The following is a 24455-nucleotide window of genomic DNA, read 5'->3' as shown; positions in this document are numbered from 1 at the left end:
CCTGCAGAAAACGCTCCATGACGGCGCTGCGAATCATCGAGGACTATCGCCGACACCGAAGGCAGTCGGGCGAAGGCGATAGCCTGGGAAGGGACACAGTCCCCCTCCGATAGCTTACTGCTGGTAGGTGCGCAGGAAGTTGCCGATCCGTCCGATGGCCTGCTCCAGATCGTCCACTCGTGGCAAGGTCACCACGCGGAAGTGGTCCGGCCAAGGCCAGTTGAAGGCCGTGCCCTGGACGATCAGCAGTTTTTCCGACAACAGCAGGTCGAGGACGAACTTTTCGTCATTGTGGATCGGACAGACTTTCGGGTCGATCTTGGGGAAGGCGTACAGCGCGCCCATGGGCTTGACGCAGCTCACCCCGGGAATGTCGTTGAGCAACTCGTAGGTGCGGTTGCGCTGCTCGAGCAGGCGGCCTGGCGGCAGCACCAGGTCGTTGATGCTCTGATAGCCGCCCAGGGCAGTCTGGATCGCGTGCTGGGCCGGCACGTTGGCGCACAGACGCATGTTGGCCAGCATGTCGATGCCTTCGATGTAACTCTGGGCGTGCTGCTTGGGCCCTGAGATGATCAGCCAGCCGGAGCGGAAGCCCGCCACCCGGTACGACTTGGACAGGCCGTTGAAGGTCAGGCAAAGCAGGTCCGGGGCCAGCGACGCGGTGCTGATGTGCACGGCTTCGTCGTAGAGGATCTTGTCGTAGATCTCGTCGGAGAACACCACCAGGTTGTGCTGGCGGGCCAGCTCCAGCATGCCCAGCAGCAGTTCCTTGGAGTACACAGCGCCGGTCGGGTTGTTCGGGTTGATGATCACCAGGGCCTTGGTGTTCGGGGTGATCTTGGCCTTGATGTCTTCCAGGTCCGGGAACCAGTCGGCCTGTTCGTCACACAGGTAGTGCACAGGCTTGCCGCCCGCCAGGCTGACGGCGGCGGTCCACAGCGGGTAGTCCGGGGCCGGGATCAGCACTTCATCGCCGTTGTTGAGCAGTGCCTGCATGGACATCACGATCAGCTCGGACACGCCGTTGCCGAGGTAGATGTCCTCGATGCCCACACCCTCGATCTGCTTTTGCTGGCAGTACTGCATGACCGCCTTACGCGCACTGAACAAGCCTTTGGAGTCGCTGTAGCCCTGGGCGGTGGGCAGGTTGCGGATCACATCCTGGAGGATCTCGTCCGGCGCCTCGAAGCCAAACGGCGCCGGGTTGCCGATGTTCAGCTTGAGGATGCGATGGCCTTCCTCTTCCAGGCGTTTGGCGTGCTTGAGCACTGGGCCGCGAATGTCGTAGCAGACATTGGCGAGCTTGTTCGATTTGCTGAACTGCATGATGTGATCCCGATTGAGAAGTCGCGGCGCGCCGCCGTCAAAAGGTTTGAAAAGGGCGGAGTGCATGCCAGACTGGCTGGCAAAAGAAGCCAACTAATATACGTGTCACCCCCGCCATAAAGAAAGACGGCGCGAGTGAAATTCAGCCTGCCGAGGTTCCCCCATGCAAAAGATCGACAAAACCCTGGAAGAATGGCGCCAGATGCTGGATCCGGCCCAGTATGAGGTGTGCCGTTTGAAGGGCACCGAGCGCCCCTTCAGTGGCAAGTACAACAGCGAGCGTCGCGATGGCATCTACCACTGCATCTGCTGCGACCTGCCATTGTTCGACTCGCGAGCCAAGTTCGACTCCGGCTGCGGTTGGCCCAGTTTCTACGAGCCGATCGAACAGAGCGCCATGATCGAGATACGCGACACCTCCCACGGCATGATCCGTACCGAAGTCACCTGCGCGCGTTGCGATGCCCACCTGGGCCACGTGTTCCCCGATGGCCCGCCACCGACCGGCCTGCGCTACTGCATCAACTCAGTGTGCCTGGACCTCAAGCCGCGTGACTGACCGGAGACCTGCGATGGCCGATACGCTGAAGAACATCCGCTGCGTCACCTTGAAGGGCGAGCAAAAGGTGCTGGGCGACTTTCCGGGCAAGGCGCTGCTGGTGGTCAACACCGCCAGCCAGTGTGGTTTCACGCCCCAGTACAGGGGCCTGGAGCAGCTGTGGAAGCAATACCGCGAGCGCGGGCTGGTGGTCCTCGGGTTCCCCTGCAATCAGTTTGGCAAGCAGGAGCCCGGGGATGCCTTGGACATCGCGCAATTCTGCGAGCGCAACTTCGGTGTGAGCTTCCCGTTGTTTCGCAAGATCGAGGTCAATGGCCCGGATGCCCATCCCTTGTTCGTCGAGCTGAAAAAGCGCGCACCCGGCATCCTGGGCACGCAGCGGATCAAGTGGAATTTCACCAAGTTCCTGGTCGACCCTGCCAGCGGCAAAGTCACCCGCTACGCCCCCAACACCAAGCCTGAGGCGCTCAAGGCGTCGATCGAGGCCTTGCTCAGCCGCTGATCGGCACCCAGTGGTCGACCAACGCCAGCAACTCCTCGCGACGAAACGGCTTGGCCAGGTAATCGTTCATGCCGGCGGCGCGGCAACGCTCGCGCTCCTCGGGCATGGCGTTGGCGGTCAAGGCAACGATCGGCAGTGCTGGCCATCGCCCGTCCTGGCGGATGCGCCGGGTGGCCTCGTAGCCGTCCATCACCGGCATGTTGCAGTCCATCAGCACCATGTCCACCGTCTCCTGCTCCAATCGCGCCAGGGCCTCGGCGCCCTGGGTGGCGAGCAGCACCTGGCAACCGAGTTTGACCAGCATGCCTTTGGCCACCAGTTGATTGACCGGGTTGTCCTCTACCAGCAGGACGCGAGCCCGTATTGGTTGGGGCTGGGCCTGCAGGTGGGGCAGGGGGACGTCGGCCTCGACACCCTCCAATGCGCGGCGCAGCGTCTGATACAGGGTGTTGCGTGCCAGGGGGCGCGCCAGTTGCAGCAGGGGGGCCAGTTGCGTGGCGTGCTCCTGGGTGAGGAAGTTGCCATACGCAGTCACCAGCAGAATCGGCGCCTGCAGGCAGGAGCGCAAGGTGTCCAGGTGGGCCACATCGTCGGTGATTACCAAGTCGGGCGTGGCGTCGGCGGCCTGCGCTGCATCATCGAAGCCGTGATAGGACAGTCCCCAGCCAGGCAGCAGCTTGTGCAACAGTTCGGTCAGGCCACTGGCAGCGTTGCTCAGAACGACGACGCGCCCATGCAAAGGGGCGGGCGGGATGGCTTCGGTGTGCGCGAGCAGCGGCAGCTCAGCCGTGAAGCGGCTGCCAAAGCCTGCCTCGGAGTCGATGTGCAAGTGACCTTGCATGGCCTTGCACAGGTTGCGGGTCAGGGCAAGGCCTAGCCCCGTGCCGCCGTACTGGCGGGTGATGCCGGCGCCGGCTTGGGTGAAGGGCTGGAAGATGCGCGCTTGGGCCTGTTCGGGGATGCCGATGCCGGTGTCGCACACTTCCAGGCGTACGCCCCCGACGATCGGCGTCAGGCGCACATCGACCCGGCCAAAGCGGGTGAATTTGAGAGCGTTGGACAGCAAATTACTCACAATCTGCCGTACCCGGGTCGGGTCGCCCAGCACCGTGCTGGGAAAGTCGGGGCTGATCAGGCAGGTCAGTTCGACGTTGGCTGCCGCGTTCTGCGACAGCAGATTGGCGGTGTCCTCGACCATCGCGCCCATGTCGAAGGGGATGCGCTCGAGCTCCAGTTGCCCGGCATCGAATTTGGACAGGTCGAGAATATCGTTGAGCAGTTCTACCAACACCTTGCCCGAGTCGTGTGCGATGGATAGCTGCTGGCGTTGTTCGGCGGCCAGCGGGCTGTCCAAGGCCAGGGAAATCATGCCGAGCATGCCGTTGAGCGGCGTGCGGATTTCATGGCTCATGTTGGCCAGGAATGCGGCTCTGGCCTGGGCCATGTCCAATGCCTGTTGGCGGGCGTGCTCCAGCTCTTGGTTGGACTGGCTGAGGCGGTTGTTGCTGGCCTTGAGCTCGTCGGTACGGGCCGAGACGATATCCTCCAGTTCGTTCAGGTACTCGGTCAGGCGGTTTTCGGCATTGCGGCGTTGCTGGATCTCGGTGGACATGCTGACGAACTGCTGGTTGGCGACTTTGACCAGCACGCCGATCTCATCCTGTTCATGGCCATGGGGGCATGTCAGGCGTCCTTGGTGGGGATGGCGCGGGTCGCTACTGCTCAGAGCGGCGATCACCGTTACCAGCGGCTTGGTCAGCATCATATAGAACAACGCCAGGAGAATGCCGGCCAGCACCAGGCTGCGGGCGAAACCATTGACCAAGGTGACGCCTGCGCGGTCCAGAAAGCGACCGCCAAAGGCATAGGTGTCGATGTCCAGATACAAAGTGCCGAGGTATTCATTGGGCAGGCTGGACAGAAACAAGCGTTCCTGAAACTGGCGCTGTTCGCCAAACAGGAAATCGCTCAGTGGCCGGTAGCGGTCTTCCTGGCGAGGGCGGCTGGCGTCGGCCAGCACGGTGTCGTTGTTGTCGACCAGGCGCGCGCGGATCACCGCCGGCGATTGCAGCAGGCCACCGATCAGCTCTTGGGCAAGCTCTGCGTCGATGTTGTAAGTGATGCGCGACAGCGGATCGTGGCTGATTTGCAGCAGCGCCTGCACCTCGCGGTTGATGGACGCGTCTTCGCTGGCATAATCGATGCCGATCTGCACGAGGCTGAGTAGCGCCCCCAAGATGAAGCCGACCATGACTGTCAACCGGGCTTGCTTGTATGACAGGCGATTGGTGAACTTGATATCCATGGAGTCCGAGCCGGTTTACGTCCCTTGCGCTGCGCAAGCATAGTCGATACAGCCAAGCTGCTCGCATTGGTTTCAGGTTCTTTACCGCTCGATCATGGGCTTTGGCGGCACCTCTAGCCCGGGGGGCGGCATCGTGCGAAGCCTTGGACAAACTCGTCGTGCGCCGGTCGTCCGGCTGCGGCATCCGTAATGGCCGTTGTGCCTATCAGTTCGCCCGGTATTGGTTCGGGCGGCAATTGTTGGAGCAGAAACAATGATCGACCTCAACGCCAGCGGCTCCGGCCTCGATGGCTACGACCTGCTGGCCGCGCAAGTGCAGGCGCTGTTTGCCGACGAACGCGACTTCATCGCCAATGCCGCGCAGTTTTCTGCGTTTCTCTATCATCAGATCGAGGACCTGAACTGGGCTGGCTTCTATCTCAACCGCGACGAGCAATTGGTGCTCGGCCCGTTCCAGGGCCAGGTGGCCTGCGTACGCATCCCCTTCGGCAAGGGTGTGTGCGGAGCGGCCGCGGCATCGCGTCAGACCCAGCGGGTCGAGGATGTGCATGCCTTCCCAGGCCACATCGCCTGTGACAGCGCATCCAATAGCGAGCTGGTGATTCCACTGGTGAAGGCGGGCAGGCTGATTGGTGTGCTGGACCTGGACAGCCCGAAGCTGGCGCGGTTCAGCGAGGCGGATCAAGCCGGGCTGGAACGCCTGACGGCGATTTTCCTTGAGTTGACAGACTGCTGAAAACGACAAGGGGCCTATGAAAGCCCCTTGTCTTTGCTGCGTTTTCTGTGGGAGCCGTTGCCTGGCCCCGTGGCGGTGTCTTCACGGCTAAACCCGATCCTCCAGGATTTGCGCCGATTCTGTGGGAGCGGGTTTGTCCGTGCACACTGGCGTAGCGCGTTATCTGCTTCGCGCAACGAGCAGTTTGACGAAGTGGTCGCGAGGATCAGCCCTCAGTCGTAGAGCGCTTTCTTTTTCCAGTTTTCGCTTTCGTCGGCTTTCAGACCTTGGGTCAGCGCATTTTCGTCGTTTTCCGCAGGTTCCATCTTGTCCTTCACCAGTGCGTCGGCACGGGCCAGGAGCTTTTCCAGGTAGATGCGCTGTTCGTCGTATTGCTTGGGGTCCTGCTGTTTGCGCAGGTATTGCACACCCCGGTCGAAAGCCAGCCGCGCCTGACCGGGTTGGTTCTGCTGCAGGGCTTGCTGGCCCAGGTTGTTGAAGAACTCGATGTGCAGCAGGACCAACAGGTGGCGAATCTCCTTGACCCAATACTTGCCTTCATTGGTTTGCAGGAAACCTTCCTGAGTGGCGCGTACGATCTGGTTGTGCAACGACTCCAAGAGAAAACGCACTTCCTTGGCTTTGGCCTCGGTCTGGATCGGGCTGGGCGGGTTGTTGATCGCAATGCCGTCGCCTTGGGCAACGAGGCTTTCCAGCTCGCTGATACGTCCCTTGATCTCGGCGTTGTGCTTGTCCAGTGCCAATTGACGTTGATAAAGGTTGAGCTCCAGGCGGGTCAGCAGCACCTTGAGGGCTGGCGTCATGAGTTGCCGGGGGAAGGTTTCGCTGATTTCGCCGCAGCGACGCAGGCGTTCTGCCAGTTCTATTTTCAGGCGAGCGCGCTCAAGCTTGGCGTTTTCCACGACATTATTGAGGTAGCCGATCACGATCAGTAGCGCGATACCTGCCACGATGAGCAAGGTGATCAGAAGTGGTGTCACCGTTAACGCCTCGTCAAATAGATAATTTCCGACTTGAGTGTAGGAGAGTTCGCCTATGGCCGGGTAGGGCTATCCGACAGGATTGCGAATTGCTCTGCTAGCACTTTGCCACGAGCTTGCCGACCTGCTGTCAAAAAATCAACGCCAGCCGTTGGGCGCATCATGCCTGTTGTCTTTCTAAAGCCGGAAGTCATTGATTTAAATAAATTTCCAGAAAGGGGTTGACGCCCCCTCAAGGCATCCATAGAATGCGCGCCACTTGCAGCGTAAAGCTCACAGCAAAGCGCGGCAGGGAGTGAAAAGTTGTAGTGTGTGTCCCCTTCGTCTAGTGGCCTAGGACACCGCCCTTTCACGGCGGTAACAGGGGTTCGAGTCCCCTAGGGGACGCCAATGCGGGAATAGCTCAGTTGGTAGAGCACGACCTTGCCAAGGTCGGGGTCGCGAGTTCGAGTCTCGTTTCCCGCTCCAGTTTTCCTGAGTTCTGCCTCTGGCAGAGCTTGAAAATCCAGTCGCTGTCGAAAGGCATTGAGCTGGTGCGCTGAAAAGCGTTGGGTATGTCCCCTTCGTCTAGTGGCCTAGGACACCGCCCTTTCACGGCGGTAACAGGGGTTCGAGGCCCTTTCACGGCGGTAACAGGGGTTCGAGTCCCCTAGGGGACGCCATTTGCGGGAATAGCTCAGTTGGTAGAGCACGACCTTGCCAAGGTCGGGGTCGCGAGTTCGAGTCTCGTTTCCCGCTCCAATTCAAAGCTGTATCGTCCATGGCGATGCAGTGGCGATGAAGGCCAGTACGGCGCTTCATGCCAAATAGCGGTTTGCTTCATATTTGCGGGAATAGCTCAGTTGGTAGAGCACGACCTTGCCAAGGTCGGGGTCGCGAGTTCGAGTCTCGTTTCCCGCTCCAAATCGAAAACGCCCTCTCAGACGAGAGGGCGTTTTTTTTTGCCGTTTCTAGCGTCGGCACCCGCGCTCCCGTTTTTGGGGGGCAGGGCAAGCCTGTGCTTGCCCTGCTGGGGCATCAATGCTTCGGTGTCTGTTCAGGCAGGCTCAGCAGTTGCTTTTGCTGGTTCCAGTCGAAGGCTTCACCGTTCTGTTCGGCTTCGTAGCGCAGGTCTTCGAGTTGCTGGTACACGGCCAGTTCTTCATCGGGCATGAAGTGCAGGCAGTCGCCGCCGAAGAACCAAAGCAGGTCTCGTGGTACCAGGTGGGCAATCTGCGGGTAGCGCTGGATTACCTGGCAAATCAGGTCTTGGCCCAGGTACTGGCTTTCCAGTGGATCCTGCGGCAGCAGGGTGAGCAGTTCATCGAAGCGTTCGAGGAACAGGGCGTGGCTCTCTTCCGGCACCTGCTCGGCTTCACCCAGGGCGACCAGAATGGTGCGCAGGTGCTGAAGCAGTTGCAGGTGATACTCCAGGTGCGGGTTGGCCATGGAAGGGTCCTCGGTATGGCTGAAACGGGGGCGGAGTATACGCCGGTTGCGCGGGTTGTGCTGAGCGTGTCAGCACAACCCGATCGCCAGGAGTCAGCGTATCGCGTCTTTGATCGGGCGCAGCGCCTCCTTGTCGAATGCGTCCACATCGATCACCCGTCGCCGAGCTGCCTGCGCCTCATGCAAGCGCTGCCCCTCGGCAGCTTGCAGTACGCCAGCCTCGACGGCAGCGTCTATCGCTGACTGCCCGGGTGCGGGATGGACCTTGCCGTGCCTGATCGCCTCGTGCAGCGCCTTGTGCAGAGGGGCGCACTCTGCCAATAGGTCGCTGGCCCGTTGCAAGGCTGCCACCGGGTCGGCTTCGGCCTGCGGACGGAAGCAGCCGCTCAGCAGCTCTTCAAGCGCAGGGTCTCCCTTGCGCCGCCCAATCAACTCCGCCACCTCGGCATCCAATTCATCGCTTGGCCCGGTGTGGCGACGTCCCAGAGGGAAGACCAGCACACGCAAGGCGCAACCGACGAAGCGGTTAGGGAAATTGTCGAGCAGGCGATCCAGTGCGGCCTCCGACTGGCCCAGGCTTTCCTCCAGGGCCCAGCGCAGCAATGGCTGCAGGTGCTCCGGTGAGCCCAAGTCGTGGTAGCGCTTGAGAGACGCTGAAGCCAGGTACAGATAGCTCAATACATCGCCGAGGCGCGCACTGAGGCGTTCCCGGCGTTTGAGTGCACCGCCGAGCATCATCATCGACAGGTCCGCCAGCAGTGCAAATGCCGCAGCTTGTCGGTTCAGCGCGCGGAAATAGCCTTGGCTGAGGGCATCACCTGGTACCTGCTCGAAGCGACCCAGGCCGAGCCCCAGTACCAGGGTGCTGGCGGCATTGCCGGCGGCGAAGAGGATATGTTTCATCAACAAGTCATCGAACTCGGCGAGCGCCTGCTCGTGGTCCTCGCGCCCGGCAAGGGCCATTTCCTCGAGCACGAACGGATGGCAGCGGATCGCGCCCTGACCGAAGATCATCAAATTGCGTGAAAGAATGTTGGCCCCTTCGACGGTGATGGAGATCGGTGCGCCCATCCAGTTGCGTGCCAGGTAATTGTTCGGCCCCAGGATGATGCCTTTGCCGCCATGTACATCCATGGCGTGCTGGATGCATTCGCGACCTCGCTCGGTGAGGTGGTACTTGAGAATCGCCGACAGCACCGAGGGTTTTTCGCCGAGGTCGACGGCCTGAGCGGTCAGTATTCGGGCGCTGTCGGCCAGCCACGCGTTGCCGCCAATGCGGGCCAGGGAGGCTTGGATGCCTTCGAAGGCGGCCAAGGGAACATTGAACTGTTCGCGAATGCGTGCGTACTGACCGGTCACCAGGCTGCTGTACTTGGCTGCACCTGTGCCTCCCGCGGGCAGGGAAATGGAACGGCCCACGGACAGGCAGTTCATCAGCATCATCCAGCCTTTGCCGAGCATGTCCTTGCCGCCGATCAGGTAATCCAGCGGTATGAAGACATCTTTGCCGCTGTTGGGGCCATTCATGAAGGCCGCGCCCAGCGGGAAGTGGCGCCTGCCGATTTCGACACCCGGTGTATCGGTGGGCACCAGCGCCAGGCTGATGCCCAGATCCTGCGTGTCGCCCAGCAGGTGCTCCGGGTCATAGGCCTTGAAGGCCAGGCCCAGCAGTGTCGCGATCGGACCAAGGGTGATATAGCGCTTCTCCCAGTTCAGGCGCAGGCCGATCACTTCTTCACCTTGCCATTGGCCTTTGCAGATCACGCCGGTGTCTGGCATGGCGCTCGCGTCCGAGCCGGCCAGTGGGCCGGTGAGGGCGAAGCAGGGGATTTCCTCGCCGCGAGCCAGGCGAGGCAGATAATGATTGCGTTGTTCCTCAGTGCCGTAGTGCAACAGCAGCTCGGCCGGGCCCAGGGAGTTGGGCACCATCACCGTCGAGGCCAGGTCGGCGCTACGGGTAGCCAGTTTCATCACGATTTGAGAGTGGGCATAGGCCGAGAAACCTTTGCCGCCGTATGCTTTGGGGATTATCAGAGCGAAGAAGCCATGGGCCTTGATATGCGTCCATGCTTCTGCTGGCAGGTCCAGGTCCTGACTGATCTGCCAGTCGCTGACCATGGCGCAGAGGGCCTCGGTGGGGCCGTCGATGAAGGCCTGTTCTTCGTCGGTCAGCGTGGCTGCCGGATAGTCGAGCAGGACATTCCAGTCGGGGCGGCCGCTGAACAGTTGGCCATCCCACCAGACCGTGCCGGCGTCGATGGCCTCGCGTTCGGTTCGTGACATCGGCGGCAGCGTGCGCCGGAACCATTGGAACACAGGGGTCGTGAACAACTTGCGCCGCCATTGCGGCAATACCAGAAATGCGGTCTTGAAGGCCAATACCAGCCAGATCAATGCCAGCAGCCAGGCAGGGGCGTGCCCCCAGATGCCCATCAGTAACACATATACCGCGACGGCCCCCAGGATCTTCAGGGGGGCCAGGCGCCGATGCGTGAGGTACGCCGCACCGATCACCAACACCACCAACCACAGCAGCAACATAATCCTTCCTCCATGGAACATTGGGTACGAGCTATCCCACAGAGCTTAGACCTGCCTGGCGGGACGGCCTGACCTGAACAGTGACAGGGTATGGCGGCGAGCGTTCAGCGCAGTCCGGTGTTTCACCAACCAGGCCGGCGGATTGGAGTAGACTATCGGGCCTCTGCATACCAAAGGACGCTGTCATGCTGAAGATCTGGGGCCGCAAGAACTCGAGCAATGTGCGCAAGGCACTGTGGATTGCCCATGAACTGGGCCTGGACTTCGAATCGATCGACGCTGGCGGCGCCTTCGGTGTGGTGGACGAGCCGCATTATCGGGCGCGCAACCCTAATGGCTTGGTGCCAATGCTCGAAGATGACGACTTGGTGCTCTGGGAGTCCAACGCCATCGTTCGCTACCTGTGCGCCCAATATGGCCGCGACCAAGGCTGGTATCTGGACGATCCGCGCCAGCGCGCCTTGGCGGACAAATGGATGGATTGGACTACCTCGTCCTTCGCTACGCCATTCCGGCCGTTGTTCTGGGGCCTGCTGCGCACGCCGGAGGACCAGCGCGACTGGGTGGCCATCAATGCTGCCCACAAGCAATGCGCGCAGTTGCTGTCGATCGCCGACCAGGCCCTGGCGGACCAGCCTTACCTCTCCGGCCAGCAGATTGGCATGGGCGATATCCCCCTGGGCTGTTTTATCTACGCCTGGTTCGAAATGCCGATCGAGCGCCCGCAGATGCACCATCTGAGGGCCTGGTATGAGCGCCTGCGCCAACGCCCGGCCTACCAAGCAGCGGTAATGACGGCATTGACCTGAACACCGTGGTCATTTCGATAGTCATTATCGATACACATGACTGTACTTGCGCGGCCAGGGCTTGCACCATTGGCCGCACTCACTGCGCCAGTGATCAGCTCTGGCGTGTCCTGAACCCTTTTCTCGGTACCTGACCCGCTATGAGTTCCGCCCTGTCCATACGACAGCTGACCAAGACCTACGGCAACGGCTTCCAGGCCCTCAAGGGCATCGACCTGGATGTCGCCGAGGGTGACTTCTTCGCTTTGCTTGGCCCCAACGGCGCCGGCAAGTCCACCACCATCGGCATCCTCTCCACCCTGGTCAACAAGACCAGCGGCACGGTGAATGTGTTCGGCCATGACCTGGATCGCGACCCTGCCGCGCTCAAGCGTTGCCTGGGCGTGGTGCCGCAGGAGTTCAACTTCAACCAGTTCGAGAAGACCTTCGATATCGTGGTCACCCAGGCGGGCTACTACGGAATCCCGCCCAAGCTGGCCAAGGAGCGCACCGAACAGTACCTGACTCAACTGGGCCTGTGGGATAAGCGGGATGTGCAGTCGCGCTCGCTCTCCGGCGGCATGAAGCGCCGCTTGATGATCGCCCGGGCGCTGATTCACGAACCGCGCTTGCTGATTCTAGATGAGCCGACCGCGGGTGTGGACATCGAGCTGCGCCGTTCGATGTGGAGCTTTCTCACCGAGCTGAACCAGAAAGGCATCACCATCATCCTGACCACCCATTACCTGGAAGAAGCTGAGCAGCTGTGCCGCAACATCGGCATCATCGACCATGGCACCATCGTCGAGAACACCAGCATGCGCAAGCTGCTGAGCAAGCTGCACGTGGAAACCTTCGTTCTCGACCTCAAGCAGGATCTTGCCCAGGCGCCGGTGCTTCAGGGCTACCCGTGCCGGCTGATCACGCCGCACACCCTGGAAGTGCAGGTGGACAAAGCGATGGGCATCACCGCGCTGTTTGGCCAACTGGCATTGCAGCAGATCGAAGTGCAGAGCCTGCGCAACAAGACCAACCGACTCGAGGAGCTGTTCGTGTCACTGGTAGAAAAAAACCTGTCGAAGGTGGCCGTATGAGTCTGGACCTGCGCACCAACTGGGTCGCCCTCAACACCATCGTCTACCGTGAAGTCCGGCGCTTTTTGCGCATCTGGCCGCAAACCCTGTTGCCGCCGGCGATCACCATGGTGTTGTATTTCGTGATCTTCGGAAATCTCATCGGTCGACAGATCGGCGACATGGGCGGCTTCACGTACATGGAATACATCGTGCCGGGGTTGATCATGATGTCGGTGATCACCAACTCCTACGGCAACGTGGTTTCGAGCTTCTTTGGCAGCAAGTTCCAGCGTTCGATCGAAGAGCTGATGGTCTCGCCGGTATCGCCGCACACCATTCTCGTCGGCTATGTGCTCGGAGGCGTGTTGCGTGGCCTGGCTGTCGGGGTGATCGTGACCATCCTGTCGATGTTCTTCACCCATCTGCAGGTGCATCACCTGGGTGTCACTGTCGCGGTGGTGCTGCTGACCGCGACCATCTTCTCGCTGCTGGGCTTCGTCAACGCCGTGTTCGCGCGCAATTTCGACGATATCTCGATCATTCCGACGTTCGTGCTGACGCCGTTGACCTACCTCGGCGGGGTGTTCTATTCGATCAGCTTGCTGCCGCCATTCTGGCAGACCGTGTCGTTGGCGAACCCGGTACTGCACATGGTCAACTCGTTCCGCTACGGCATCCTAGGGGTGTCGGATATCCGTATCGGCACTGCGATCACCTTCATGTTGGTGGCCACTGCAGTGCTTTACCTGCTGTGCGTTCGTCTGCTGGTTAGCGGCCGTGGCATGCGTGCCTGAGGCGTGCCTGGCTGCCCCCTGGGCCTTGCGCCGGCGCCATTGCCGGCCTACCCACCAGCGCCAGTACAGCATGGTGGCGAAGTAGGCGAACAGGCCCAGCACCAGCCCACACACCACCGAGCCCAGCAGGAAGGGCTGCCAAATCGTCGACAGTTGATCGGTGACCCACTGGACGGTGATTTCGTCCGGCAGCGTGCGGGGCGGCACCTGCATCAGCCAGGCGCCGGTCATGTAGGTGACGAAGAACACCGGCGGCATGGTCAGTGGATTGGTCAGCCAGACCAGGCTGACCGCGATTGGCAGGTTGCCCCGCAGTGGGATTGCCAGGCTGGCGGCCAGCAACATCTGCATGGGCATGGGAATCAGTGCCGCAAACAGGCCGACGCCCATGGCCCGCGCCACCGAATGGCGGTTCAGGTGCCAGAGGTTGGGATCGTGCAGCAACCTGCCGAAAAAGCGTAAGGACTTGTGTTCGCGAATGCTGGTTGGATCCGGCATGTAGCGTTTGAAGAGACGGCGCGGCATGTACGCTCCCGGCAGGTGAATGAGGGCAGTATGCCTTTTTTGCCTGACGACCTTGTTCAGAGTTTGTGACAATTATTGAGCAAGGTCGGCCGACTTTTCAGCTAAGCCTCAGAGGGCTGTTTCGCTTCTGGAGCTCTATCTCATGCGCACAGGGATGTTCGCGCTCGCACTCGGGCTGTTGAGCCTGCGTTTTCTGCCTGCATTGCCATCGGTCGGCGCGATGCTGACGATGCTGTTGCTCGGCGTGGTTTGTCTTCCTGGCAGAGCCAGGGCTGTAGGTTGCTTTCTCCTCGGAATGAGCTGGGCCTGTTGGTCGGCGCAAAACGCCTTGGATGATCGTCTGGAATCCGCGTTGGATGGGCGAACCGTGTGGCTGGAGGGGCGGGTGGTGGGATTGCCCGCACTACGAGGGCAATCCGTGCGCTTCGAGCTTGCGGACCCTACCTCGCGTCGCACCGCCTTGCCGCGTCGGCTTCAGTTGAACTGGTTCGAGGGGCCACAACTGAGCGCCGGCGAGTACTGGCGCCTGGCTGTCACGCTCAAGCGACCCCATGGCCTGCTCAACCCCCATGGTCCCGACTGGGAGGCGCTTTTTCTCGCGCGGCGGATCGGCGCCGTGGGCACCGTCAAGGCTGGGCAGTTGTTGGCACCCGCCACGAACAACTGGCGCGACGCGGTGCGCCAACGCTTGCTGGCAGTCGATGCCCAGGGGCGCGAAGGTGCCCTGGCGGCGCTGGTCCTGGGGGATGGCTCGGGGCTTGCGCGCTCGGAATGGCAGGCGTTGCAGGCCACCGGTACGGTGCACTTGATGGTGATTTCCGGCCAGCACATCGGCTTGGTGGCCGGGCTGGTCTATGGCTTGGTGGCGTGGCTGGCGCGCCTGGGCCTGTGGCCCCAGCGTCTGCCATGGTTGCCTTGGGCATGCGCGCTGAGTCTGGTTTCAGCGTTGGGGTACGGCGGGCTCGCGGGGTTCGGTGTGCCGGTGCAGCGAGCTTGCCTGATGCTGGCGATGGTCCTGCTCTGGCGTCTGCACTTCAGTCATCTGGGGGCGCTCCTGCCGTTGCTGGCCGCCCTGTGTGGCGTGCTGCTGATCGAACCGTTGGCGAGCCTGTTGCCCGGGTTCTGGCTATCGTTCGCCGCAGTCGCGGTTCTGGTGTTCTGCTTTGCCGGGCGCCTCGGCGGCTGGCGGCCGTGGCAAGCCTGGAGCAGGGCGCAATGGGTGGTCGCGGTGGGCTTGTTGCCGGCCTTGCTGGCGCTGGGTTTGCCGATCAGCCTGACAGCGCCCCTGGCCAATCTGTTGGCGGTACCCTGGATCAGTTTTGCCGTGTTGCCGTTGGCGCTGCTGGGCAGTGCGCTCTTGCCGCTGGGCCAGCCCGGTGAGCTGTTGCTGTGGTGGGCAGGCGGGTTGCTGGAAATATTGTTTCAGCAGTTGGCGCTGTTGGGGCAATGGCGTCCGGCCTGGGAGCCCCAGGCATTGACGCCGTGGGCGGGACTGCTGGTCGGATTGGGGGCGGCGTTGCTGTTGCTGCCCCGGGGGGTGCCGCTGCGTGGACTGGGGGGCGTGATGCTGATGGCTCTGTGGGCTCCACGGGAGCCAGTGCCGCAGGGGCAGGTTGAAATCCTGCAACTGGATGTGGGGCAGGGCCTGGCCGTGCTGCTGCGAACCCGCACGCACAGCCTGCTTTACGATGCCGGCCCCGCCAAGGGTGACATGGACCTGGGGGACCGGGTGGTGTTGCCGACCTTGCGCAAGCTTGGCGTCGAGCACCTGGATCTGATGCTGATCAGTCATGGCCACGCCGATCATGCCGGCGGCGCAGCGGCTATCGGGCGCGGTCTGCCGCTGGGTAGGGTGCTTGCGGGGGAGCCTGAACAATTACCGGAGGCTTTGCGGGCACGCCGGTGCGTCAGTGGCGAGCGCTGGCACTGGGATGGGGTGGACTTCATGCTTTGGCAGTGGGCAGGGGGGCCGGCCGGTAACGAGCGTTCCTGTGCGCTGCTGGTACAGGCCCAGGGCGAGCGGTTGTTACTGGCCGGCGATATGGAGGCTGGTGCCGAGCGGGCTTGGCTGGCAGCGACCGATGCGCCGCGCATCGACTGGTTGCAGGCGCCGCACCATGGCAGTCGCAGCTCGTCCACCGAGCCGTTCATCCGCGCTACGTCGCCAAGGGGCGTGATGATTTCCCGGGGGCGTTACAACAGCTTCGGTCATCCGCATCCGCAGGTCGTGGAGCGTTACCGGCGGTACGGGTTGAGCGTTCATGACACCGCGATCGAAGGCGCTTTGCGCCTACGCCTGGGCACCCATGGCGAGGTCGAGGGACTGCGGGCGCAGCGGCGGTTCTGGCGACAGGGGCAATGAATGGCCCATGCGCAGGTCATAATGTGAACGGCCGACTCCCTGACCTTTGGCAGATGAGCCCCCCCACGGTCCTATGGTAGAGTGGCGGCCTTTTTCAAGGGGATGCTTACTGTGTGGGAATTGGTCAAGTCCGGTGGTTGGATGATGCTGCCGATCATTCTGAGTTCCATCGCCGCCATGGCTATCGTCGCCGAGCGCCTGTGGACCCTGCGCGCCAGTCGCGTGACCCCACCGCACCTGCTGGGCCAGGTGTGGATGTGGATCAAGGACAAGCAACTGACCAGTGACAAGCTCAAGGCCCTGCGCGCCGATTCGCCGTTGGGCGAAATCCTCGCTGCGGGCCTGGCCAACTCCCGCCATGGTCGCGAGATCATGAAAGAGTGCATCGAGGAGGCCGCCTCCCGGGTCATCCATGAGTTGGAGCGCTATATCGGTACATTGGGCACCATCGCCGCGATGGCCCCCTTGCTCGGCCTTCTGGGTACGGTGCTGGGCATGATCGATATCTTCAGCGCCTTCATGGGCTCGCAGATGACTGCCAACCCGGCCGTTCTCGCGGGTGGTATTTCCAAGGCCCTGGTCACCACGGCCGCCGGCCTGATGGTGGGGATCCCGGCGGTCTTCTTCCACCGGTTCCTGCAGCGACGTATCGATGAGCTGGTCGTCGGCATGGAGCAGGAGGCAATCAAGCTGGTCGAGGTGCTGCAAGGCGATCGCGAAGTGGAAGTGGCCGGAGGCAAGGCGTGAAGTTCCGGCGCAACCGGCAACGGGAGAACGTGGACATCAACCTGGCGTCGTTGATCGACGTGGTGTTCGTTCTGCTCCTGTTCTTCGTGGTCACCACCACCTTTACCCGCGAGACCCAGCTGCGCGTCGAGCTGCCCGAAGCCGCCAGTGCCACCCAGGCACCGGCAGAGGAGGGCAAGGTTGTGGAAATCACCATCAGTGCGGACGGCGTGTATTCGGTCAACAACCACTTGCTGCCCAAGAGCGATCTGGCGACCTTGACCGAGGCGCTCGAGCGCGAATCGGGCGGGGACATCACCCTGCCGCTGGCGATCAGCGCGGACGGCAAGACGCCGCACCAGGCTGTGGTCACCGCAATGGATGCGGCCGGCAAGCTCGGCTTCAGCAAGTTGCGCATGACCACCGTCGAGGCCGCGCAGGGTACTCCTTGATGGCTTTCGCTGACCGTCTGCTCGCGGCCTGGTATGCCGGGCATCCGGCGCTTGCGCTGTTGCGCCCGCTCGAGGCCCTGTACCGGCGGGTGGTGACGCGCAAGCGTGCACGTTTTCTCAGGGGTGACAGCGCCAGCTACCGAGCGCCGGTGCCGGTGATCGTAGTGGGCAACATCACGGTCGGCGGCACCGGAAAGACGCCGATGATTCTCTGGTTGATCGAGCACTGTCGTCTGCTTGGGCTCAAGGTCGGGGTGGTCAGTCGGGGTTATGGCGCAGCGCCGCCCAGCCTGCCTTGGCGTGTCCGGGCAGACCAGAGCGCGCAGCACGCCGGTGACGAACCGCTGTTGATCGTTCAACGTACAGGCGTGCCTCTGATGATCGACCCCGACCGTTCCTGCGCCGTGCAGGCGCTGCTGGCCAGCGAGCCGCTAGACCTGATCCTGTGCGATGACGGCATGCAGCACTACCGCCTGGCGCGTGACTTGGAGCTGGTGCTGATTGACGCCGCCCGCGGCCTGGGCAATCGCCGTTGTCTGCCGGCGGGCCCGTTGCGGGAGCCGGTCGAGCGTCTGGCCGAGGCCGATGCGGTGCTGTACAACGGCGCAAAGGTGGACCTGGACGACGGCTTCGCTTTCGGCCTGCGGCCCTCGGCACTGGTCAATCTGCGCAGCGGCGAGCGTCGCCCACTCGATCACTTTCCGGTTGGCCAGGCGTTGCACGCCGTGGCTGGCATCGGCAATCCACAGCGTTTCTTCAATACATTGCAAGGGCTAAACTGGCAGCCGATACCGCATCCCTTTGCCGATCATGCGCAGTTCAGCGTCGAGAACCTGGCGTTCAGTCCGGCGCTGCCGCTGGTGATGACCGAGAAGGATGCAGTGAAGTGCCGGCCCTTTGCGGCCGACGACTGGTGGTACCTGGCGGTCGACGCCGTGCCATCCCAGGCCTTTGCCAACTGGTTCGACGGGCAGTTGCAGCGTCTGCTGCCTGAACGTCTCCAGCCCTGAGCCTTTTTCTTTTTTCCGGCCTTTGGCCTCAAGGAAGCCTCCATGGACACCAAATTGCTCGATATCCTGGCCTGCCCGATCACCAAGGGCCCGCTCAAGCTCAGTGCCGACAAAACCGAGCTGATCAGCAAGGGCGCGGGCCTGGCTTATCCGATTCGTGACGGCATCCCGGTGATGCTGGAAAGTGAAGCGCGCACCCTGACCGACGACGAGCGCCTGGACAAATGAGCTTGAATTTCACCGTGGTGATTCCTGCCCGCCTGCGCTCGACCCGCCTGCCGGGCAAGCCGCTGTTGGCGATTGCCGGCAAGCCGATGGTCCAGCATGTCTGGGAACAGGCCCGCAAAAGCGGCGCCAGCCGCGTGGTCATCGCCACCGACGATGCCAGCATCGTCGAGGCTTGCCAGGCATTTGGCGCCGAGGTCCTGCTGACCCGTGCCGACCACGAGTCCGGCACTGACCGACTGGCCGAAGTGGCCTCGCATCTGGGCCTGCCGGCTGACGCCATCGTGGTCAATGTGCAGGGCGACGAGCCTTTGATTCCGCCGGTGATCATCGATCAGGTGGCCGCCAACCTTGCAGCCCATCCGGAAGCGGGCATCGCGACGTTGGCCGAGCCGATCGCCGAGCCTGAAACCGTGTTCAATCCCAATGCGGTCAAGGTGATCAGCGATAAGCATGGTCTGGCCCTGACCTTCAGCCGTGCACCGCTGCCTTGGGCGCGAGATGCGTTCGCCAAGCGCCGCGACAGCATCCCCGAAGGCGTTCCTTACCGCCGTCATATCGGTATGTATGCCTACCGTGTGGGTTTTCTCCAGGACTTCGTCAGCTGGGGCCCTTGCTGGCTGGAGCAGACCGAAGCGCTGGAGCAACTGCGCGCCCTATGGCATGGCGTGCGCATTCACGTAGCAGACGCCATCGAGGCCCCGGCCGTCGGCGTGGATACTCCTGAAGACCTGGAGCGCGTTCGGCGCTTGCTGGAGGCCTGATGCGCGTTCTGTTCGTCTGCCTGGGCAATATCTGTCGTTCACCGACTGCCGAAGGTGTATTGCGCCACCAATTGCAGGCCGCAGGACTTGCCGAGCTGGTGCACGTGGCCTCGGCCGGCACCGGTGACTGGCACGTCGGCAAGGCGCCCGACAGCCGTACCTGCCGCGCGGCCCTGGCGCGTGGCTATGACTTGTCCCGTCAGCGTGCCCAGCAGGTCAAGGCAGAGCATTTTGCCGAATACGACCTGATCCTGGCGATGGACAAGAGCAACCTGGCTCATCTGCACGCCATGCGTCCCCACGCCGCGCCCGGTGAACTGGATCTCTTTCTGCGCCGCTATGGCGCAGCCTTGGATGAGGTACCGGACCCGTACTATGGCGGCGCCGAAGGTTTCGAGCAGGTCTTGGACCTGATCGAAGCTGCATGCCAGGCGCTGGTCGTTGAAATCAAGGGGCGGCTATGACGAGCTGGCAGGAACGGGTCTCGCTCAAGCCCTACAACACCTTTGGCATTGACGTGAAGGCACGCTATTTCACCCAGGCCCATGACGATGCGCAGGTCCGTCAGGCCCTGGCTGAGGCCATCGAGCGGCAAGTGCGTGTGCTGGTGATCGGTGGCGGCAGCAACCTGCTGCTGACTGGTGACATCGATGCCTTGGTGTTGCATATGGCCAGCCGAGGCCGTCGGGTGTTGCAGGACGATGGTGATCGGGTCGTGGTGGAGGCCGAGGCAGGCGAGCCTTGGCATCCCTTCGTGCAGTGGAGCCTGACACAGGGCTTTTGCGGTCTGGAGAACCTCAGCCTGATCCCGGGCACCGTTGGCGCCGCGCCCATGCAGAACGTCGGTGCCTATGGCGTAGAGATCAAGGACGTATTTGCCGGCCTAACCGCCTTGGATCGTGAAACCGGCGAGTTGCGGGACTTTGCTCTGGAGGAATGTGCCTTCGCTTATCGGGACAGCTTGTTCAAACGCAACCCTGGGCGGTGGCTGATCCTGCGGGTGCGTTTTGCTCTGAGTCGAACCCTGCATGCGCATCTGGATTACGGACCGGTTCGCCAGCGTCTGCTGGAGCAGGGCGTTCATGCGCCGACCGCCATGGCCATCAGCGAAGCTATCTGCAGCATTCGCAGGGAAAAACTGCCTGACCCGGCCGAGCTTGGCAACGCCGGCAGCTTCTTCAAGAACCCTGTGGTAACGGCGGCGCTGGCCGAGCAGATTCGCGAGCGCTTCCCGGGCGTGGTGGCTTATCCGCAGGCAGATGGGCAGGTGAAGCTGGCTGCAGGCTGGCTGATCGAGCAGGCGGGATGGAAAGGGTACCGGGACGGGGATGCCGGGGTGCATCGTCTGCAATCGCTGGTCCTGGTGAACTATGGCCGGGCAAGCGGGGCACAGGTGCATGACTTGGCGCGCAGGATACAAGCCGATATCTACGAGCGCTTCGGGGTCGAGCTGGAGATGGAACCGAACCTGTACTGATCCTTGGGGGCTGCTACACAGACCATCGTTCAAGTCAGTCTCGCGGTAAATGTTCCCGAAATGAAAAAGCCCCGCCAGTTCACACTGGCGGGGCTTTTTCATTCAACCGATGGCATCAACCGTGATTAGGTTTCTGCTCATCGGTGGTCGCCAGCGCTTCGGCAGCCTGTGCCTCGGCGGCAGCCTTGGCAGCGGCTTCGGCTTCGCGCTTGCGGCGACGCACTTCACGTGGGTCGTTCGGTGCGCGGCCGTTTGGCAGCATCACAGTGGCAGGCTCGGCCGGAGCCGGGGCTTGCTCTTGTACGCTGGCCTGGACAGCTACCGGAGCGGGCTCGGCCACTTCCGGCTTGGCCTCGGCAGCCTCGGCAGGCTGCTCGGCAACCGGTGCTGGTGCGGCTTGCTGCTCAAAGGCAGGGGCTTGCTCAGCTTCGCCGGATTCCACGACAGCAGCTTCTGTAACCGCTTCGGTAGTTGGCGCTTCGACGACCGGTTGTGGGACCACTTCGACCACGGGCTCGGCGCTTGGCTCGGTCACCGCGACCGGCTCGCTGAGCGGTTGTTCGACCACGGGTGCGATGGCGAGCTCTTGAGCCTGGTCGATCTGCTCGACGACCTGCTCGGCAGGCTGGGCAGCTTCCTGGGCTTGGGCAACCACGTTGGTAGCCTGTTCGGCCTGCTGGTTGGCCTGGGCTTCGGCTTCGGCACTGATGTTGCTGGAGGCAACGGCAGCGGTGACGGCAAGGCCAGCGGCTAGCTCTGCACCCAGCTCGGTAGCCTGGTGTTGCTGTGCTGGTTGCTCTTCGCCGGTGGCTTCGTCTTCACCACCTTCGATCAGCTCGCCATTGGCATTGCGTTGGCGCTCGCGACGGTTGCTGCGACGACGCTGGCCGCGGGAGCGACGACGTGGGCGTTCGCCATCGGCGCCGTCCTGTTGCTCTTCCTGCAGCAGCTCTTCGTTTGGCAGTTGTTCCTCGGCGGCCTCGGCGGCCTCGGTACCTGCGCGAGGCTGACGCTCTTCACGAGGTGGGCGTGGTTGACGCTCTTCGCGTTCGGCGCGCTCTTCGCGTGGTGCGCGTTCTTCGCGCGGGGCACGCTCTTCACGAGGTGCACGCTCTTCACGTGGCTGACGTTCTTCACGAGGCTGACGTTCTTCGCGCGGTTGGCGCTCTTCACGTGGCGCACGTTCCTCGCGGGCTACACGTTCTTCGCGCGGGGCACGTTCTTCACGTGGCTGGCGCTCTTCACGGGCGGTAGGGGCGGCATCCAGAGGTTCACGCAGTTCGCGCACGCGCTCTTCACGGTTGCCGCGGCGGTCTTCGCGCGGCTGACGTGCTTGGCGCTCTTCGCGTGGAGCACGCTCCTCACGGGGGGCGCGTTCTTCACGCGGGGCACGCTCTTCACGTGGCTGACGCTCTTCGCGCGGGGCGCGCTCGCTGCGTTCTTCGCGTGGTTTGCGGTCTTCATCGCGACGGCCGTTGCGATTGCGGCTCTGCTGACGACCGTTGCGGCGCTCTTCGTTGCGCTGTGGGCGCTCGGCAGCCGGTTTCTCGGTGTTGGCGACCGGTGCGGCTACAGGTTCGTCCTTACCGGCGAACAGGCTTACCAGCGATTTGACCAAGCCTTTGAACAGGCTTGGCTCCGGAGCGCTTGGTGCCGGTGCGACTGGTGCGGCCGGTGCCGGCTCGGGTGTGCTGGGTACCGGCGCGTTGGCGCGGGCCGGGGCGGTCTTGACCGCGGCTTCCTGGCGAACCAGGGTGCGGGTGGCAGTCGGCTGCGGCGCTTCTTCGGTTTCGGCGGCGGCGATCTCGTAGCTGGACTGGTTGTTCAGCACGTCCGGATTGTCGTCGCGCAGGCGCTGGACTTCGAAGTGCGGCGTTTCCAGGTGATCGTTCGGCAGGATGATGATGCGGGCGCGGGTGCGCAGTTCGATCTTGGTGATCGAGTTGCGTTTTTCGTTGAGCAGGAAAGCTGCAACCGGGATCGGTACCTGGGCGCGTACCTCGGCGGTACGATCTTTCAGGGCTTCTTCCTCGATCAGGCGCAGGATGGCCAGGGACAGCGACTCGACGTCACGGATGATGCCGGTGCCGGAGCAGCGTGGGCAGACGATGCCGCTGCTCTCGCCCAGGGAAGGACGCAGGCGCTGACGGGACATTTCCAGCAGGCCGAAGCGCGAGATGCGGCCAACCTGGACGCGGGCGCGGTCGGCCTCGAGGCATTCACGCACGCGCTCTTCAACGGCGCGCTGGTTCTTGGCCGGGGTCATGTCGATGAAGTCGATGACGATCAGGCCGCCGATGTCACGCAGACGCAGTTGGCGGGCGATTTCCTCGGCCGCTTCCAGGTTGGTCTGCAGGGCGGTTTCTTCGATGTCGCTGCCTTTGGTGGCGCGCGCCGAGTTGATGTCGATGGAGACCAGGGCCTCGGTCGGGTCGATGACGATGGAGCCACCGGAGGGCAGGTCGACCACACGCTGGAAGGCGGTCTCGATCTGGCTTTCGATCTGGAAGCGATTGAACAGCGGGACGCTGTCTTCGTACAGCTTGACCTTGCTGGCGTACTGCGGCATGACTTGGCGGATGAAGGTCAGGGCTTCTTCCTGGGCGTCAATGCTGTCGATCAGCACTTCGCCGATGTCCTGGCGCAGGTAGTCGCGGATGGCGCGGATGATGACATTGCTTTCCTGGTAGATCAGGAAAGGTGCGGCGCGATCTTGGGAGGCCTCCTTGATGGCGGTCCACAGTTGCAGGAGGTAGTCGAGGTCCCACTGCATTTCTTCGCTGCTGCGGCCAAGGCCGGCAGTGCGCACGATCAGGCCCATGTCGCCTGGGACGGTGAGGCCGTTGAGGGCTTCGCGCAGCTCATTGCGCTCTTCGCCTTCGATGCGACGGGAGATGCCGCCGGCACGTGGGTTGTTGGGCATCAGCACCAGGTAGCGACCGGCCAAGCTGATGAAAGTGGTGAGGGCGGCGCCTTTGTTGCCGCGCTCTTCCTTCTCGACCTGGACGATGACTTCCTGGCCTTCGCTCAACACTTCTTTAATGTTGACGCGGCCTTCTGGCGCCTTCTTGAAGTATTCGCGGGAGATTTCCTTGAGCGGCAGGAAGCCGTGACGTTCGGAGCCGAAATCGACGAAAGCGGCTTCGAGGCTGGGTTCGATCCGGGTGATCCGGCCTTTGTAGATGTTGGCCTTCTTCTGCTCGCGCGCCCCGGATTCGATATCCAGGTCGTAGAGACGTTGGCCATCCACCAGGGCTACACGCAACTCTTCGGGTTGAGTTGCGTTAATCAGCATTCTTTTCATGTTGTACCGTCGGTTTCCGGGCTGCCGGAAACGGCGTTCGGCACACACGACTTCTCATGGTCGGTGCCAAGGTGCGCAAAGGGTGGCGGGCCACCCCCGTGTCCAACGACATTCGGCACCAGCCGGTTGCCCAGCCTGCCGTGGTCGCGACGACGCGTCCTGTTTTGCGGTGCCTGGCGGCCGGTGTGGTCGAACCGAGTACTTCATCTCGGTGCCTGGGCTTGCCTCGCTGCATTGCCATTGCTCGGCGTAGCTTGGCTACGACGGGGCGTGGCGCCTTGCCTGGCAAACCCTGGCACTCGAAGGTGAATCCTCGAACAACCGTACAGGCCACTTGCACTCAGTCAGGAGGAGGAATCAGCCGTGGGCCGTGGACACTTTCGGGGGTGTCTGCGAAGCCCGGGTCCGCTTGCCAGGCCAGCCTGGGGCTGGTGGCCGGATGCCGTGCTACACGGTCCGAGGTCTGTGCATCTCCACCCTGCACGTATCCCTGATAGTTCGGGTGCTGCCGCGCGCTGAATCCGCAACGGGTTGCATTTTTCGTCAGTTCCGATTCGGGAACTGGCGCCATTTAT

20 protein-coding genes, 5 tRNA genes and 2 pseudogenes are annotated in these 24455 nt (G+C 62.6%); 20 read left to right on the top strand and 7 right to left on the bottom strand.

Annotated features, from left to right (window positions below):
- Window positions 1-114 precede the first annotated feature (114 nt).
- A complete protein-coding gene (locus tag DQ397_RS05260; protein ID WP_043209854.1) occupies window positions 115-1326 on the bottom strand; it encodes a pyridoxal phosphate-dependent aminotransferase in 1212 nt (403 codons plus the stop codon).
- 163 nt (window positions 1327-1489) lie between these two features.
- Here DQ397_RS05260 and msrB point away from each other — a divergent pair, with 163 nt between their 5' ends.
- Together msrB and DQ397_RS05250 are read left to right on the top strand one after the other, a co-directional pair.
- Window positions 1490-1885: a peptide-methionine (R)-S-oxide reductase MsrB gene (msrB, locus tag DQ397_RS05255; protein WP_043209856.1), complete on the top strand. Its 396-nt coding sequence runs from the start codon at window positions 1490-1492 to the stop codon at window positions 1883-1885.
- A gap of 13 nt (window positions 1886-1898) precedes the next feature.
- Window positions 1899-2387 (top strand): glutathione peroxidase, encoded by a 489-nt coding sequence (locus tag DQ397_RS05250; protein ID WP_043209858.1) that lies wholly within the window; start codon window positions 1899-1901, stop codon window positions 2385-2387.
- Here the strand turns inward: DQ397_RS05250 and DQ397_RS05245 are convergent.
- A pseudogene (locus DQ397_RS05245) lies at window positions 2377-4733 on the bottom strand (response regulator). The gene DQ397_RS05250 and the pseudogene DQ397_RS05245 sit on opposite strands and share 11 nt — an antisense overlap.
- Window positions 4734-4829: 96 nt before the next feature.
- Here DQ397_RS05245 and DQ397_RS05240 point away from each other — a divergent pair.
- Window positions 4830-4949: pseudogene (locus DQ397_RS05240) on the top strand (AAA family ATPase); the annotation flags it as partial.
- Window positions 4946-5428, top strand: coding sequence for a GAF domain-containing protein (locus DQ397_RS05235; protein ID WP_043209863.1), 483 nt, complete (start codon window positions 4946-4948; stop codon window positions 5426-5428). The pseudogene DQ397_RS05240 and the gene DQ397_RS05235, both read left to right, overlap by 4 nt.
- A 212-nt stretch (window positions 5429-5640) precedes the next feature.
- Here the strand turns inward: DQ397_RS05235 and DQ397_RS05230 are convergent, their stop codons facing one another.
- Entirely contained in the window at window positions 5641-6408 is a 768-nt protein-coding gene (locus DQ397_RS05230) for a hypothetical protein (RefSeq protein ID WP_043209865.1), read from the bottom strand.
- Window positions 6409-6722: 314 nt separating this feature from the next.
- Here DQ397_RS05230 and DQ397_RS05225 point away from each other — a divergent pair.
- From DQ397_RS05225 to DQ397_RS05205, 5 genes are all read left to right on the top strand, one after another.
- A tRNA-Glu gene (locus DQ397_RS05225) sits at window positions 6723-6798 on the top strand.
- A 2-nt stretch (window positions 6799-6800) separates the two neighbouring features.
- Window positions 6801-6876: transfer RNA gene (locus DQ397_RS05220), tRNA-Gly, on the top strand.
- A gap of 88 nt (window positions 6877-6964) precedes the next feature.
- A tRNA-Glu gene (locus DQ397_RS05215) sits at window positions 6965-7070 on the top strand.
- 3 nt (window positions 7071-7073) lie between these two features.
- Window positions 7074-7149, top strand: a tRNA-Gly gene (locus DQ397_RS05210).
- An 86-nt stretch (window positions 7150-7235) separates the two neighbouring features.
- Window positions 7236-7311 (top strand) — tRNA-Gly (locus DQ397_RS05205).
- Between the two features lie 114 nt (window positions 7312-7425).
- Here the strand turns inward: DQ397_RS05205 and DQ397_RS05200 are convergent.
- The gene (locus DQ397_RS05200; RefSeq protein WP_043209867.1) at window positions 7426-7836 is read right to left on the bottom strand and encodes a PA2817 family protein; all 411 of its coding nucleotides are present in this window, start codon (window positions 7834-7836) and stop codon (window positions 7426-7428) included.
- Window positions 7837-7929: 93 nt separating this feature from the next.
- On the bottom strand, window positions 7930-10377 hold the full coding sequence (locus tag DQ397_RS05195) for an acyl-CoA dehydrogenase (RefSeq protein ID WP_148921498.1): 2448 nt from the start codon (window positions 10375-10377) through the stop codon (window positions 7930-7932).
- Window positions 10378-10562: 185 nt separating this feature from the next.
- Between DQ397_RS05195 and DQ397_RS05190 the strand changes: the two genes are divergently transcribed.
- The 3 genes from DQ397_RS05190 (at window position 10563) to DQ397_RS05180 (ending at window position 13035) form a co-directional block, all read left to right on the top strand.
- Complete coding sequence (locus tag DQ397_RS05190; RefSeq protein ID WP_043214375.1) at window positions 10563-11186, top strand: glutathione S-transferase; 624 nt, start codon at window positions 10563-10565, stop codon at window positions 11184-11186.
- Window positions 11187-11326: 140 nt separating this feature from the next.
- On the top strand, window positions 11327-12259 hold the full coding sequence (locus DQ397_RS05185; protein ID WP_043214378.1) for an ABC transporter ATP-binding protein: 933 nt from the start codon (window positions 11327-11329) through the stop codon (window positions 12257-12259).
- Window positions 12256-13035, top strand: a complete 780-nt coding sequence (locus DQ397_RS05180) for an ABC transporter permease (RefSeq protein ID WP_043214381.1) — start codon at window positions 12256-12258, stop codon at window positions 13033-13035. The genes DQ397_RS05185 and DQ397_RS05180 overlap by 4 nt, the downstream gene beginning before the upstream one ends.
- Here DQ397_RS05180 and DQ397_RS05175 read toward each other — a convergent pair.
- The gene (locus DQ397_RS05175; protein WP_139205743.1) at window positions 12919-13560 is read right to left on the bottom strand and encodes a DUF2062 domain-containing protein; all 642 of its coding nucleotides are present in this window, start codon (window positions 13558-13560) and stop codon (window positions 12919-12921) included. The two genes, DQ397_RS05180 and DQ397_RS05175, sit on opposite strands and share 117 nt — an antisense overlap.
- Before the next feature lie 142 nt (window positions 13561-13702).
- On the opposite strand from DQ397_RS05175, the gene DQ397_RS05170 reads away from it, so the two are divergent.
- The 8 genes from DQ397_RS05170 (at window position 13703) to murB (ending at window position 20576) form a co-directional block, all read left to right on the top strand.
- On the top strand, window positions 13703-15922 hold the full coding sequence (locus DQ397_RS05170) for a DNA internalization-related competence protein ComEC/Rec2 (RefSeq protein ID WP_043214383.1): 2220 nt from the start codon (window positions 13703-13705) through the stop codon (window positions 15920-15922).
- Between the two features lie 111 nt (window positions 15923-16033).
- Window positions 16034-16669 carry a MotA/TolQ/ExbB proton channel family protein gene (locus tag DQ397_RS05165; protein ID WP_043214385.1) on the top strand — a complete coding sequence of 212 codons (636 nt, stop codon included), beginning with the start codon at window positions 16034-16036 and terminating at the stop codon, window positions 16667-16669.
- Window positions 16666-17100 (top strand): biopolymer transporter ExbD, encoded by a 435-nt coding sequence (locus tag DQ397_RS05160; protein WP_043214387.1) that lies wholly within the window; start codon window positions 16666-16668, stop codon window positions 17098-17100. The genes DQ397_RS05165 and DQ397_RS05160 overlap by 4 nt, the downstream gene beginning before the upstream one ends.
- Window positions 17100-18110: a tetraacyldisaccharide 4'-kinase gene (gene lpxK, locus DQ397_RS05155; RefSeq protein WP_043214388.1), complete on the top strand. Its 1011-nt coding sequence runs from the start codon at window positions 17100-17102 to the stop codon at window positions 18108-18110. The genes DQ397_RS05160 and lpxK overlap by 1 nt, the downstream gene beginning before the upstream one ends.
- 42 nt (window positions 18111-18152) lie before the next feature.
- Window positions 18153-18338 carry a Trm112 family protein gene (locus tag DQ397_RS05150; protein WP_003247142.1) on the top strand — a complete coding sequence of 62 codons (186 nt, stop codon included), beginning with the start codon at window positions 18153-18155 and terminating at the stop codon, window positions 18336-18338.
- Window positions 18335-19099, top strand: coding sequence for a 3-deoxy-manno-octulosonate cytidylyltransferase (gene kdsB / locus DQ397_RS05145; protein WP_043214391.1), 765 nt, complete (start codon window positions 18335-18337; stop codon window positions 19097-19099). Before DQ397_RS05150 ends, kdsB begins: the two co-directional genes overlap by 4 nt.
- Window positions 19099-19563 carry a low molecular weight protein-tyrosine-phosphatase gene (locus tag DQ397_RS05140; RefSeq protein WP_043214393.1) on the top strand — a complete coding sequence of 155 codons (465 nt, stop codon included), beginning with the start codon at window positions 19099-19101 and terminating at the stop codon, window positions 19561-19563. The genes kdsB and DQ397_RS05140 overlap by 1 nt, the downstream gene beginning before the upstream one ends.
- Window positions 19560-20576 (top strand): UDP-N-acetylmuramate dehydrogenase, encoded by a 1017-nt coding sequence (murB, locus tag DQ397_RS05135; protein WP_043214395.1) that lies wholly within the window; start codon window positions 19560-19562, stop codon window positions 20574-20576. The genes DQ397_RS05140 and murB overlap by 4 nt, the downstream gene beginning before the upstream one ends.
- Before the next feature lie 115 nt (window positions 20577-20691).
- Here murB and rne read toward each other — a convergent pair whose 3' ends face one another.
- Window positions 20692-23880 (bottom strand): ribonuclease E, encoded by a 3189-nt coding sequence (gene rne / locus DQ397_RS05130; protein ID WP_043214397.1) that lies wholly within the window; start codon window positions 23878-23880, stop codon window positions 20692-20694.
- Window positions 23881-24455: the final 575 nt, after the last annotated feature.

The sequence above is a fragment of the Pseudomonas sp. CK-NBRI-02 genome (assembly GCF_008124495.1).
Lineage (GTDB): Bacteria > Pseudomonadota > Gammaproteobacteria > Pseudomonadales > Pseudomonadaceae > Aquipseudomonas > Aquipseudomonas guariconensis.
Note: the sequence above shows the minus strand (reverse complement) of the source record. Positions and strands in the feature narration are given on the sequence as shown.